General features: G+C 43.8%; 11 protein-coding genes and 1 tRNA gene. 10 read left to right on the top strand and 2 right to left on the bottom strand.

The features are described from left to right. The first annotated feature begins 55 nt into the window (after positions 1-55). The 10 genes from EP181_RS09100 (at position 56) to EP181_RS09055 (ending at position 11305) form a co-directional block, all read left to right on the top strand. Complete coding sequence (locus tag EP181_RS09100) at positions 56-958, top strand: cache domain-containing protein (RefSeq protein WP_127471359.1); 903 nt, start codon at positions 56-58, stop codon at positions 956-958. Positions 959-966: 8 nt separating this feature from the next. Continuing rightward, on the top strand, positions 967-1626 hold the full coding sequence (locus tag EP181_RS09095; RefSeq protein ID WP_127471358.1) for a sensor histidine kinase: 660 nt from the start codon (positions 967-969) through the stop codon (positions 1624-1626). A 2-nt stretch (positions 1627-1628) separates the two neighbouring features. Further along, positions 1629-1928, top strand: a complete 300-nt coding sequence (locus EP181_RS09090; protein WP_127471357.1) for a transposase — start codon at positions 1629-1631, stop codon at positions 1926-1928. Positions 1929-1942: 14 nt separating this feature from the next. Then, positions 1943-2860: an IS3 family transposase gene (locus EP181_RS09085; RefSeq protein WP_127469975.1), complete on the top strand. Its 918-nt coding sequence runs from the start codon at positions 1943-1945 to the stop codon at positions 2858-2860. A 9-nt stretch (positions 2861-2869) separates the two neighbouring features. After that, entirely contained in the window at positions 2870-4078 is a 1209-nt protein-coding gene (locus tag EP181_RS09080) for a hybrid sensor histidine kinase/response regulator (RefSeq protein WP_127471355.1), read from the top strand. Continuing rightward, positions 4075-6945, top strand: a complete 2871-nt coding sequence (locus EP181_RS09075) for an EAL domain-containing protein (protein ID WP_127471354.1) — start codon at positions 4075-4077, stop codon at positions 6943-6945. Before EP181_RS09080 ends, EP181_RS09075 begins: the two co-directional genes overlap by 4 nt. A gap of 159 nt (positions 6946-7104) precedes the next feature. After that, positions 7105-7180: transfer RNA gene (locus EP181_RS09070), tRNA-Asn, on the top strand. A 362-nt stretch (positions 7181-7542) separates the two neighbouring features. Continuing rightward, positions 7543-8508, top strand: a complete 966-nt coding sequence (locus tag EP181_RS09065) for a phosphate/phosphite/phosphonate ABC transporter substrate-binding protein (RefSeq protein WP_197723369.1) — start codon at positions 7543-7545, stop codon at positions 8506-8508. Beyond that, positions 8505-9470: a methyl-accepting chemotaxis protein gene (locus EP181_RS09060; RefSeq protein WP_127471353.1), complete on the top strand. Its 966-nt coding sequence runs from the start codon at positions 8505-8507 to the stop codon at positions 9468-9470. The genes EP181_RS09065 and EP181_RS09060 overlap by 4 nt, the downstream gene beginning before the upstream one ends. Next, positions 9440-11305 carry a putative bifunctional diguanylate cyclase/phosphodiesterase gene (locus EP181_RS09055; RefSeq protein WP_127471352.1) on the top strand — a complete coding sequence of 622 codons (1866 nt, stop codon included), beginning with the start codon at positions 9440-9442 and terminating at the stop codon, positions 11303-11305. Before EP181_RS09060 ends, EP181_RS09055 begins: the two co-directional genes overlap by 31 nt. Here EP181_RS09055 and EP181_RS09050 read toward each other — a convergent pair. Beyond that, a complete protein-coding gene (locus EP181_RS09050) occupies positions 11278-12576 on the bottom strand; it encodes a CobW family GTP-binding protein (RefSeq protein WP_127471351.1) in 1299 nt (432 codons plus the stop codon). The genes EP181_RS09055 and EP181_RS09050 overlap by 28 nt on opposite strands. Next, a complete protein-coding gene (locus tag EP181_RS09045; protein WP_127471350.1) occupies positions 12576-14324 on the bottom strand; it encodes a putative bifunctional diguanylate cyclase/phosphodiesterase in 1749 nt (582 codons plus the stop codon). Before EP181_RS09045 ends, EP181_RS09050 begins: the two co-directional genes overlap by 1 nt. Positions 14325-14331 lie beyond the last annotated feature (7 nt).

Here is a 14331-nt window from a genome sequence, read left to right as displayed (position 1 = left end):
GCGGCTGAATGTATGGGTGTCTATTGTGAGTGCAAATTTTGGGTAAAAACAACGAATGATTAAGGCCATTACTCACAATTTGAGTGTGCGTATTTTGCTTATTGCGGTTGCATTTACAGTGGTCTTTTTAGTGCTGCTGTTGGGATTGGTTAGCCAGTTGTTTTTGCAAGAATCTAAAACACGATTTATGCTCGAAAAAACAGCGTTAATTGAGGCGGTATCGCATTTAATTGACGATTCGTTAAAAATGCGCACCGAGTCGCTTACCCAGTTTGCGGCTATGCTGCACAACGGTCAACAATTAAAGCCGAAAGAAACCGTGCAAGCCATGCTCGACGATCGCGTGTTATTGCATCAGTTTTTTAACGGCGGCTTGCTTTTATTAGATTCAGAAGCCGTTGGAATGGTTGATTCTCCTATAGTTCCTAACCGTGTGGGCACCCATTACCATGACCGCGAGCATGTGCAATGGGTAAAGATGTATTTAAAACCGTATACGTCCTCGCCTTTTATGGGGCGTCGATTAAAAACCCCTATTTTTATTGTAAACGTACCTGTTTTATCAGATCAAAATAAATTATTGGGCTACATGATTGGCATTAGTATTCTTAAAGAGGATCATCTGCTCACGCAATTAGCGCAACGATTTTTAAATCATCAGAGTCAGTTTTTTGTGCTTGATTTAAAAAATAAAATGTTCATTAATTCAACTGATAAGGGCTTTGTGTTTCAAGCGATGGGTGAGCGTATGTCATCACCACTTTTACAAAAGCTAGAGCAAGGCGAGCATCATGGCGAAGCCGTGGGTTTTGATGGCGTGCCACTATTCTTTAATGCACAAAAATTAAAAAACGTCGATTGGTGGGTTGTGTCGGGCACGCATCGAGAACAGGTTTTAGAGCCTACGCGCACAATGTTGTTAAATGTGCTGATTGTCGGAGGGGTATTGTTTTTTTAAGCGTTCCGTTGTTGTATTTGTTAATGCGTAGGCAATTTACACCCTTACGTCAGGCCAGCGATCACATTACTAAAATGGTTCATCAGCAATCGTCTTTGCAGCCGTTAGTGCACACCACCGAAGACGAAGTGGGTCGGCTGATTCAATCGGTTAATTGTTTAATTATTCAGCAAAATGATAATCAGAAAAAGTTGGCTCAAGCCATACAAAAAGCCGAGCAAGCAAATCAAATGAAATCGACATTTTTGGCCTCAATGAGTCACGAAATTCGGACACCAATGAATGCCGTATTGGGGTTGAGTGAGCTGGGTTTGCGAGTGCCTAATAATTCACAAAAAATGTTAGGTGCGTTGCAAAAGATTAACCAATCGGGTCAATTGGTATTGGCTTTATTAAACGATATTTTAGATGTGTCAAAAATTGAGGCCGGAGAGTTGCTGATTAACAGAGTGCCTTTTAGTTTAGCCGATGTATTTGAACAGCTTAATAATCAGTTTAGTGCATTGGCCGAACAAAAAGGTTTGGATTTTGTGATGCAGTCTTCGCCTGACTTATTGCCAGTGTATCGCGGCGACAGTCAGCGTTTAGGTCAGGTTTTGGACTGGCTACAATCCTTCGTACACAAAGACACGTTAAAATGTGACTTAAAAAATACGAATAGGAATTGAACATGAAACATCAAAAACGCTATGACGACCAACTCAAATTGCAAGCCATTGAAATGGCGCTAGAAGGTTCAAAATCCGTGGCACAAATCGCCCGAGATTTAGACATAAAAGACAACACTCTTTACGGTTGGGTTGATAAACATCGTCGTGATAATCCTGATAAAGCTTCAACTAAACTGGTTGTCGCAATACCAGTCGATTTAGAGGCACAGAACCGCAAACTCAAACGCGAACTCGCTCGTGCATTGGAGGACGTTGAACTCCTAAAAAAGGCGGCGGCGTACTTTGCGGTTCACAAGTAGCAAAGTACGCCTGGATAGACGAACATAAAGCCCACTATGGAATTTGCCGACTGTGCCGATTAATGGATCTCAAACGCAGTAGTTACACCAGTCATCTTCAATCGCAGCCTGAGCGCACCAAAAAGCAAGCTCAGCAACAGAAGAGGTTAAACGAACTAGATCAGCACATCACGAAGATGGTCGAGGACTACAAAAACACCATTGGTGCGCGACGCATTAAAACCGCCCTCAAGCGCAAGCATAAGCTCATCGTCAGTCGCCGACATATTATTGAGCGTATGAATACCTTAGAGTTAAAAGTCGTCACACGCCAGCGTTACCGTAATCGCAATGTGGCGGCCATTGACGATGACCGGATTGCGGCCAATGTACTCAAGCGCGAATTTAATGTTAAAGGCCCGAATCAAAAATGGGTCGCCGACATTAGCTATATCCGCACGCTGGAAGGCTGGCAATATCTAGCCGTGTTTATCGATCTATATTCACGCCGAGTGGTTGGCTGGGCTATGGATAAACACATGAGTGCCCAACTGGTAAAAACCGCTTTAATGAGAGCGTTGTGGAGCCGAAAGCCCAAGCGCGGGTTGATTATCCATACGGATCAAGGCAGTCAGTTTGTCTCCAAGGCCTATCGTAACGTGCTCAAACACTGGGGCATAAAACCCAGCATGAGCCGTCGCGGAAACTGTTGGGATAATGCGGTGGTAGAAAGTTTTTTTGCTTCTTTGAAAAAGGAACGAGTGTATCGGACAACCTACAGCACGGGTAAAGAAGCATTGTACGACGTGACCGAATATATTGGTTGGTACAACCACAAAAGAATGCACAGTACCAATGACGATTATTCGCCAGTAGAGTATGAAAATCAATGGATCAAAGCCATGAAGGACTTAGATAAAAAATGGGCGTCTTTGTGTACGAAAAAGGGTTGACAGTCCATTTTGACTAATTTACTGGGTAACGCATTAAAGTTTACCGACCAGGGGTATGTGCGTTTAAGCATTACAAATTTACGCGGTGAAAACCACCAGGCCTGGTTGTTATTTGAAGTGCAGGACAGCGGCATTGGCATGAATGAAGTGCAAATAGAACGTTTGTTTAAGGCGTTTAGTCAGGGTGACGAGTCTATTTCACGTCGATATGGCGGAACCGGTTTGGGGTTGGTTATCAGTAGAAACTTGGTGCTGTTAATGGGCGGTCATCCAATTGAAGTAACAAGCCGGCCAGGTAAAGGGAGCGAATTTTCTTTTAAGCTGCCCTTGGGAATGTGCTTTGATGACGAAATTAAAAACGTGGTTGAACTGTCAAGGGTTAAATCTCGTGCTTTGGCTAAGCCTTTAAGTGACGTGTGCCTAAAAGGTAAGGTGCTGGTGGCCGAAGACAACCCTATTAATCAAGAAGTTATTACTGAGTTGCTGGTTGATTTTGGACTTGAGGTTGTTTTGGTTGCCGATGGGCAAGAAGCGGTAGAGCGTTTTGGCAAAGAACATTTTGATTTGGTATTAATGGATAAGCAAATGCCAATAATGGACGGTTATCAAGCCGCTCAAAAAATTAGAGCCTTTCATTCCACCATTCCAATTATAGCGTTAACGGCCTCGGCTATGGGCGAAGAGCGTGCTTTGGCTGCGAAAGCCGGCATGAACGATTATCTCAGCAAGCCTATTGATTCACGTAAACTGGCGCTAACCTTAGCGCGCTGGCTAGATCAGCCTATAATGCTTAACGATCAGTTGTGTGCAGTGCAACCAGATGTAAGCGTTGCCGACCAAGACAATTTAAGTTTAATTGATGAGGCGGTTGGGTTGAAAATGTTGGGCGGTAAACAAACCTTTTACCACGCCATGTTAACGTCTTTTTCGCAGCAGTTGCCGCAAGACTTTTTGTCTATTAAATACAATATTGCACACACCGCGTTAACTAATGACCAGGCCTGGTTAACAATTGAATCGGCTGTGCACAGTTTAAAAGGCATTAGTGCTAATTTGGCCGCAACGCGGTTGGTGAGAGGGTTGGAAAGTTTAGAAGATTTAATGGCTCACCGAGTGGTGCCCAACGAACTGTTTTGGCATACGTTACAAAGTTGTGTTGAGCAAACACAAAATAAAATAAAACAACTGACGCAAGACACCAAGGCAGAAGATAAATGAACGTGCAAAAAATAATAACGTTTTGGACATTGGGGCTGTGGTTAAGTGCAAACGTTATGGGCGTGGCCTGGGCGCAAGTTGAAAATACAGCTGAGCAATCGTTGGTAGCCGCCTCAGTAAATATGTCTGTCAATACGCCTGTAAATGCAGTTATTAACTCGCCTATTGATACGCCTGTTAAAAAGTCGGTTAAGTCATCCTATGTTATCGGGGTATTAGCTTTTCGGGATAAGGCTCAAACAGCGTTACGATGGCAACCTTTAGCCGACTATTTACAAGCAAGCATTGTCGGCACAAACTTTAGCATAGCGGCATTTCATAACGATGAAATGGAACAGCGCGTAGCCGCAGGCGACGTTGATTTTGTTTTGACTCAGCCCGCTCAGTATGTATTGTTAACCTATCGTAGCAGTCTAACGTCACCGTTAGCGTCTATGTTAAATCTAGAAGGCGACTTTGTTACCGAGCACTTTGGTGGGGTAATTTTTACGCTTGCGCACCGTGATGACATAACAACGTTAAAACATATTAAAGGCAAATTGGTGGCCGGGGCCTCAACAACGTCATTGGGAGCGTATCAAATGCAGGCTTTTGAACTGTTGCAACATGGCATTAGGTTACCCCGAGATGCCAAAGTCGTTGAAACCGGACAACCGCAACGTAATGCCATTGATGCCGTGCTTTCTGGACGCGCTGACGTAGGTTTTGTTCGTACTGGGGTTATAGAAGATTTGGTTAAACGCGGTGAGCTAGACATGTCGCGCCTTAAATTACTCAATGCCCAACGCTACCCCGATTTTCCTTTTGTGACCAGCACACCTTTGTACCCTGAATGGCCGTTTGCCGCCCAGCCTTTTGTTAATAAAGATATGGCTCGTCAAGTCTCCTCGGCTTTATTGGCCATGCCAAGAGAAGGGGCAATGGCCAGTTCGATGGATATTGCTGGTTTTACCATATCAGGTGACTATCGCACCATTGATGTATTAATGCGTGAATTGCAGTTAGAACCCTTTAATAACTTGGGTTATTCCATTAAGGAAGTACTTGAATGGTGGTTTGTCGAACTGTTGATTGGGCTTATAGTCTTTTTGGTAGCCATTACCTTAATTATTAGTTTACTGCTTAAACAACAGCGTCAATTAAAACTAGAACGTAATCGATTAATGAACGCGTTAGAGCAGGTTAGGGTATTAAATCAAGCGGTAGAACAAAGTCCCGAATCGCTGGTAATTACCGACACACAAGGGCGCGTAACGTACATGAACCCAATGTTTGAACTGATTACCGGCTATAAAATGGATGAGGTAAAAGGCCAAAATCCACGCATTTTACAATCCGGTCAAACACCAAAATCGGTTTACGAGTCTATGTGGCAGGCGCTAAATACCGGCAAAGTATGGCGCGGTGAATTAATAAACAAACGTAAAAATGGTGAGCTTTATCCAAGTCAGGCCATTATTTCACCTGTTAAAAACGAAAGTGGTCATACAACCCATTTTTTAGCCATTCAGCACGATATTTCACAACGAAAAAACCGCGAGCAACGCATTCAAGAGTTGCTGTATGTTGACAGCGTGACAGGGTTGGCCAACCGCAATAAGTTGTTAGAAGTAATGGATAAATCGTTGCATCGAACGGGCGTGGCACCGGTCAAAGGTTGTTTGGTATTGCTCAATTTAGCACGGTTTAAATTTGTAAATCAGTTGCACGGTGTCGATGTAGGCGACGCCGTGTTAAGTGCCATGGCTCAACGTTTAGAACAGGCCTATGCCCAAACAGGATTGGTGGCGCGCTTAGCGGCAGACGATTTTGCCGTGTTTTGTGACAACAAAGCCGATTTTGAGCAAATTGACGAATGGCTGTTAATGATGGGGCAGCGCGCATTACTGACATTTGAACAAACGCTCGAAGTTAAAGGAGAATTTTTTAAATTACAGCTAAGTGTTGGAGTATCCGCCTTAATGGTAAACAAAGCGGGCAGCGCAGAAGCCATTAATAACACACTTAATCAAGCTGGAATGGCATTAAAGCAGGCCAAGCAAAAAGGGGCCAATCAACTGGTTGTGTTTAATGAGGCATTAATGACAGACTCAGTTGAAAAACACCAATTACAGCAAGCGTTGGCCGCGGGAATAGAAAAAGATGAGTTACGTTTGTTTGTTCAACCACAGTTTAATCAATGTAAAGATTTAGTAGGCTTAGAGTGCTTAGTGCGCTGGCAACATCCCCAAAAAGGCTTGTTGTTGCCCGTTCATTTTATTCTTCTGGCCGAAGAGTCGGACATTATTGTGTCTTTAGGAAATTGGGTTTTGCGCCAAGCGTGCGTGTTACTAACGCAGTTACAATCCACGCATGAAGCCTTGCGTGTGGCGGTTAATATAAGTCCACGTCATTTTAGACAGGCAGGCTTTATACAAACCTGCCAAACGATACTGGCACAAACGGGTGCAAATCCTCATGGATTAATGCTAGAAATTACTGAAAACCTATTTTTAGATGAGTTTGATGAAGTGGTTGATAAAATGAATCAACTTAAAGCTCTAGGGATTCGTTTTTCAATTGATGACTTTGGAACAGGCTACTCTTCATTAAGCTACCTACAACATTTGCCAGTGGATGAACTTAAAATTGACCGCGCATTTTTGCTAGCAATGACTCAGTATGGGTTTGAGCGCAGTTTAGTGGCCTCAATTTACGCAATGGGTCAAAAAATGAAGTTAACCGTGGTGGCCGAAGGGGTCGAAACCCAAGAACAACTCAACCAATTGTCTGAACTAGAGCATTTAGAACTACAAGGATTTTTACTGGCAAAACCCCAAGCCAGTAACGATTGGTTGGCAAGCTGGAAGGCCGAACACCGGCTTTAAATGCACCCCAGGCTTATGCGCGTTTTAAATAAAAACGTTGTATAAAGATACCAGCAGTCTGCTAGAGACAAAAAGATAATTTTTTTTGCAAAAAGGGATTGCAAAGGTTTTTCAAATCTCTATAATACGCCACATCGAGCAACACGCTTGAACTACTATTCCCCAATAGTTCAGTTGGTAGAACACCGGACTGTTAATCCGTATGTCCCAGGTTCGAGTCCTGGTTGGGGAGCCAAATTATTAAACCCTAGGTTATTCATTAACCTGGGGTTTTTTGCTTTTAGGGTTTGTTAACCTAGGCTGCCTCGTTTTATTTACCCGTTGCTTACTCGGTAGGCTTTAACGTTTGTTATCCTCGCCCTAGTTTTACGTAAATAATGGCTTTAATTGGTTAATTTTCTTTATTTTTGTCTTAGTTTTTACCTATAAAGGGTTTTTAGTTAATTTTTTTTAAAATTTTAAATGGTTTAAGTTAAATTTTGCTTCAAAAACTCGAGTATTATTAACACGTACTTAAAGCATCAAGTGGCCTATTAAATGGCTTAACGCTTTGTGTGTTAGTGAGTGGGTAGGCGTTTAATTAAGGCGGGTGTAGGCATGACGGAACATCTAAAAAATAGAGTGATGCTGGCAAATTTTATGCCCAATATAAATTTGATTGCACCGATTATCTTTTTATTATGGGTGGCAATGTTGCAAGGTTGCGATCGCCCTGAGGCTGCGGCTACCGAGTTGCAATACAGCTTACAGCCGCCCAGCAGTCAAACTGTAATTTATCGTTTTGCGGTGCATCCTTTGCATAATCCCCAAAAGCTTAGTCAAGCCTATCAACCCTTAATGCAATACTTAAGCGAAGGGTTGCCACATGTTCAGTTCGAGTTAGAAGCCTCACGTGATTATCAAGTGTTTGAACAAAAAATTCAGCAAGAAGCCCCTGCATTTATTTTGCCTAATCCCTGGCAAACATTACAGGCTATGACGCATGGCTATGAGGTGCTTGCGGTGGCGGGGCAAAACGAAGACTTTAAAGGTCTTATAATTGTTCGTAAAGACAGTGCTATTAAAAAACCCCTCGATTTAAAAGGTAAAACAGTTAGTTACCCTTCTCAAACGGCATTAGCCGCCGCCATAATGCCGCAGTATTTTTTGCATAAATCTGGGCTAGATGTAATGAATGACTTAAACAACATTTATGTAGGTTCACAAGAATCTTCTATTATGAATGTGTATTTAGGTCATGCCACGGCGGGTGCTACTTGGCCACCACCGTGGCGGAGTTTTCAAAAGTCGCACCCTGATCAGGCTGCAAAGCTAAAGGTTATTTGGGAAACACCATCGCTTGTCAATAATTCGGTAATGGCTCATAAAAGTGTGCCTGAGTCTATTAAAGAGCATGTTAAACAAAGGCTCTTGGCGCTGTCTGAGCAATCTAAGGGTGGAGCAGTTATTTTAGAGGGTATTGAAACCGCTGGGTTTGTTGCGGGCAACGATCAAAGCTATAACAAAGTGCGTGATTACATAGCGCAGTTTGAAAAAGAGGTTAGACCGGTGAGCGCACCATGACATTTAAGGCCATTAAATCTTGGTTGTTTGATTCATTACAGCGCCAGTTGGTGGTAGGAATTGTATTGGTGGTGAGCATTACCATGTCTTTGTTTGCGTGGGAAGTGACCCGAATGCAACAAAATATTATTTTAGAGGAACGTTCTGCCCACGCGATTGCCTTGGCGCAAAACGTAGCCGCTTCTAGCTCAGTTTGGGTCGCCGCTCGCGATTTAAGCGGGTTGCAAGAAATTGTGAATGGCGTGGCCACTTACCCCGATTTAAAACACGTCATTGTATTGGACATGAGTGGTCAAGTATTGGCGCATACCGATTTAAAACGTCGTAGTCAGTATTTAACGGATTTGCCCGCCGCCGCTAAAATGCATGTAATAAGCGATCAACCAGGCCTGGTTGATGTAGCGCACCCAGTAATGCTCAATGAGCACGCAATTGGTTGGGTTAGGATTGGCTTGGGCAGTGACTCAATTAGCAAGCGGTTAAGTGATATTGGAAAAAACGCAACTATTTTTACGTTATTGGCTATGTTATTGGCAGGGCTTTTTGCCTTAATTGCAGCCAATCGATTAACGCGTCGTTTGTATATAATTCAGGACGTGATTGATCAGGTTAAGTTGGGTAATCATACTGCGCGGGCGTATTTAACGTGCAACGATGAGTCGGCTAAGTTGGCACGGCAGTTTAACGCCATGCTGGATACCTTGGCTAAGAGAGATCTTGAAATAGAGCAATCCAGCGCGGCCTTGCAACGCAGTGAGTCACGTCTTAATCAAGTAATGGCGGTTACGGGCGAGGGCATTTGGGATTGGGACGTTGCGCGCAATAATGTGGTGCACAATGCGCGATGGTGCAGCATTTTAGGCTTGGATGCTGCATTTCTTGAACACGATGCCGACACATTCAAAGCCTTAATTTTGAAGAAGATAGACCCATGGTGTTGCACAGTATTGAGGCGTGCTTAAACGGTCAAGGTGCATATCGCCAAGAATATCGTATGCACCATGCTCATGGTGGCATTATTTGGGTACAAGACCGTGGTGATGTGGTAGAGCGCGATGCCGCCGGACAGCCATTGCGCATGATGGGAAGCTTGCTTGATGTGACAGCTCAAAAACAAACCGAGGTTGATTTGCGCATTGCCGCCGCCGCCTTTGAAACGCAAGAAGGCATGTGCATTACCGATTTGAATCAACGAATTTTGCGTGTCAACAATGCCTTTACGCAAGTGACGGGCTTTAGTTTTCAAGAAGTATTGGGGCGCAATCCCTCTATATTGCATTCAGGCAGGCATTCGGATGCTTTTTACCAAGCTATGTGGGCGACGATTAATCGCACCGGCGGTTGGCAAGGTGAGGTGTGGAATCGCCGCAAAAATGGCGAAGTTTATCCCGAATGGTTAACCATTACGGCGGTCAAAAATACTCAAAACGAAGTTACGCATTATGTAGCCTCCATGTCGGACATTACCCAGCGTAAAGACGCCGAAGAAGCCATTAAAAACTTAGCGTATTACGACCCGCTTACACATCTGCCTAATAGACGTTTATTACAGGATCGTTTGCAACAAGCGGTGTCTAAAATGGCGCGTGACCCTCGACTGGGTGCGTTGATGTTTATTGATTTGGATAACTTTAAAACTCTAAACGACACTTTGGGTCACGATGTGGGAGATCAGTTGTTGCAGCAAGTAGCCGGACGATTGTCGTCGTGTGTTCGTGAAGTGGATACCGTGGCACGTTTAGGCGGGGATGAGTTTGTGGTTATGCTGTGCGAGCTCGATACAGCCCATTCGGTGGCGGCGTTTTACGCGGAAAACATAGCCGAAAAAGTTTTAAAAGCCTTAAATCAACCTTATCGACTAATGGGGCATAATTATTTAAGTACGCCCAGTATTGGTGTCACGATGTTTTCAGATCATAAAATGTCGGTTGATGAGTTGCTTAAACGTGCCGATTTAGCCATGTATCAAGCCAAAGCAATGGGGCGCAACGCCATACGTTTTTACGACCCCAAAATGCAGGCCGAAGTAAGCTACAAGGCTAATCTTGAGCTGGATTTACGCCAGGCGATTCAATCTGAGCAGTTTGCGCTGTATTATCAAAAGCAAGTAGACCAGCACGGTGTTATGCAGGGTGTTGAGGCGTTAATTAGATGGACGCATCCTGTTAAAGGCGCAATTTCACCGGCTGAATTTATACCCTTGGCCGAAGAAACCGGTTTAATTATTGAAATAGGCGATTGGGTGATTCGTACAGCGTGTCAGCAATTGGCGTTATGGGCGATGCATCCCGCAACCATGGCACTCACTTTATCGGTTAATGTGAGTGCTCGGCAGTTTTTGCAAGCAAACTTTGTGAGCTCGACTTTACTTAATTTGATAAACAGTGGTGCGCCAGGCAAGCAGCTTAAACTTGAGCTGACCGAAAGTATGTTGCTTACCAAAATAGATTTGGTGGTCGAAAAAATGAGCGAGTTAAAGCATCATGGCATTGGGTTTTCGTTAGACGACTTTGGTACTGGGTATTCGTCTTTGTCGTATTTAAAGAAACTGCCGTTAGATCAGTTAAAAATTGACCAGTCGTTTGTGCGCGATATTATTGAAGATGTTAACGATGCGGCAATAGCCCAAGCGGTTATTGCTCTGGCCGAAAGCTTGGGCTTGGCGGTTATAGCCGAAGGCGTTGAAACCGAAGCGCAAAAACTGGCGTTGTTGAAAATGGGATGTCGTTATTATCAAGGCTACTTTTTTGGCCGTCCCGTGCCGATTGATCAATTAGACATTGGCATTAAACACTGAGCTAAGGCATTTTCAAATGCTGCAAAATCAAACACATCGGATGGTTTTAATGCTTCTGATGGCGTAGAGATCGTAGAAATTTTAGGTCGTTCGTTTGCGTTTAAGTCTGAGCTTGTGCCTGTGTTTATGGTTTGTAAAGGTTCTAAATTTGAGGTTGTCGAGACAGAATGATTAATTAACAGCTCTAGCCTAGAATCACGCCGATAGGCGATGAGTTCGCGGGTGGTGTGTTGATTAACCCATTGAAACAACATGCTGGGTTTTCCTACTTTAAACACCCCTTTGGCGCGTTGTAAACGCGGCATGGGCGTTAATCCCTGATTTTGCACCAGGCCTGGTGAATTCAACAATCGTTCAAATGAGTTTAATGACTCAAACAAAGTGTGTATTTTTTTCCAATCAAAGCACGCTTTGTCATCAAATAACCAACCTATAGTAATTAAATTTATATCTTGACGATAACGTCGTTCTATTAAATGGTTAAGCGTTTGTGGGCAGTATGGCAACGCATTGTCTAAACTTTGACCAGGCCTGGTCATGTGCTCAGACAACACACTGTGGACTGGCCAAGTGTTTCGCATAAGGTGAGTGGTTTTGTTAAGCGATGAAAGGTGTATTAAATTGGCATCAATTTGTGCTTGTTGGGTATAAATAATGTGCGCTTTAGGCGGATAAAGTTGGCTTGCGTAGTCGTGCAGTTTTTCAAATTGCAGACGTTGAGGCGAGCCTTGTGGCTGGTTTATGGTTAAGTCTTGTTTATTAAAAATAATGACATCGGCCATGTTGGCTAAGTTTTGCAAGATGGTGTAAAGCGCAAAATCATCAGACGTGACTTGTGTGGCGTCAAACACTGCAAACACGGTTTGCACATCAAAATAGTGTGCTAAAGCTGGGCTTTTTAGCACGTCAACTAGGCTGTCTGGCTCACCCAATCCGGTGGGTTCAATTAATATTCGATCGGGTTTTTGCTCATTAACCAGGTTTTGCAGCGTTTCTTTTAGTTCGCCTAACGCACTGCAACAAATGCAGCCTCCTGGAATTTGCTTAACGCGCAACGTGTCGCTGGGGTGTTCGCTTAAAATGGCTCCATCAATTCCCACTAGGCCAAATTCATTTACCAAAATAACCCAATGTTCGTGGGCTGGCTTGTGGGCGATTAAATGGCGCAATAACGTGGTTTTACCCGCGCCTAATGAGCCAGTAATTAAATTAACCGCTGTGGGTTTAGTAAGGGTTAACGTCATTGAAGCGTCGCCAAGATTAAGAGCCATTAAGCGGTATTACCTGCGTTAATAAAGTGTAAAAATGATTCAATTGGCATGGGTTTGGCTAAATAATAGCCCTGTATTTGATCACATTGCATGGACGTTAGTCGAGCTTTTTGCTCTGCGGTTTCGACCCCTTCGGCAATGGTTTTTATGTTGAGTGCCCGAGCCATGTCAATAGTGGCTTGCACAATAGCCGTATCGGCGAGCAGGTGACTGTTAAGGTCGTCAATAAACGATTTATCAATTTTAAGTTTGGTTACCGGAAAACGTTTTAAATAGGCTAATGATGAGTATCCAGTACCAAAGTCATCAATAGCAATGTGTATGCCCAGCTCAGCCAGCGCGTTGAGTTTGTCGAGTGTACTGGTGGCGTTTATCATTAAAATGCTTTCGGTGACTTCCAGTTCAATTCGGCTGGCAGGGTAGTTAAGTGCGCTTAAACGAGTTTGAATGTTTTCAACCAAATGTTCGTCGTTAAACTGCATCGCCGATAAGTTTACCGCCACGGTAAAGTTGGGGTGCGTTAAATGAATTTTAGCGGCTTGTTTTAACGCTTCTTCTAAAATCCAATAGCCTACTGGCACCATTAAACCAGTCTCTTCTAGCACCGGAATAAACTCGTTAGGTGGGACGAGTTGACCTGGGCTTTTTTGCCAACGAATGAGTGATTCGGCACCCAAAATGGTATTGGTTTTAAGGTCAAGTTGTGGCTGAAAGTACAAAACAAACTCATTTTGCGTTAGCGCGCGGCGCAAATCGGTTTCGAGTTGCAAACGCTTTTGCGCCTGCAACTGCATGGCCGGCTCGTAAAATTGTAAGGTGCTAAGACGGGAGTGTTTGGCGTTTAATTTGGCGCGATGCAGCGCCGTTTGGGCTTCTTGAATAATTTCTTCGGCCTTTTGTAAGCCGGCATTAAACACTGTAATGCCTAAGGTGGTGTCAATAATGACCGACTGACCATTAATGATATAAGGTTCGCTAAGCTTTTCTTGAATACGCCGAGCTATGCGTCCCGCAAGGTGAGTGGTAGAGATGCTGTCAGCGGCATCAGTTTTGGCCAGCAAGGTAAATTCATCACTGCCTATGCGCGCGACATTAGTGTTTAGAACGTCGTCAATTTTGCAGTTTTTTAAGCGTTCGGCTACCGCCACTAAAATAGCATCGCCCGCCGCGTGGCCTAACGATTCATTAAACATTTTAAAACGGTAAATGTTAATTAAAAACAGCGCGTTATAGTGGCTGTCTTGGCTTAATAATTGTTGCTCTAAACGGTCTAATAATAAAACACGATTAGGCAAATTGGTGAGGTTGTCGTGATTGTATAAATAGTGAATTTTGCGCTCAGATTCTTTGTCACGGGTTAAGTCTGATGCGTGCGAAATGTAATGTGTTATAACCCCTTGGGCATTATGCACGGCGCTGATGCTAAGCCAACTTGGGTAAAGAGTGCCGTCTTTTTTACGGTTCCAAATTTCGCCCTGCCATTTTCCTTTAGCCATGACGCTGTGCCATAACGAGGCGTAAAATTCGACGTTGTGTAAGCCCGATTTAAACGCCCGTGGCGTTTTGCCTATAATTTCGTCGCGGCGATAGCCGGTTAAATCACTAAAGGCTTGGTTGCTGCGAATAATTTGCCCGTGCGTGTCGGTAATAATAATGGCCTCATGGCTTTCAAAGGCAATAGAGGCAATGGCCAAGTTTTGCTGGTCTTGTTGCTGGGTCTGCTTAAGCGCGATACGTTGTAAAGCCATGCCCAAA

The organism is Thiomicrorhabdus aquaedulcis (genome assembly GCF_004001325.1).
In the GTDB taxonomy this organism is placed as follows: Bacteria; Pseudomonadota; Gammaproteobacteria; order Thiomicrospirales; family Thiomicrospiraceae; genus Thiomicrorhabdus; species Thiomicrorhabdus aquaedulcis.
Note: the sequence above shows the minus strand (reverse complement) of the source record. Positions and strands in the feature narration are given on the sequence as shown.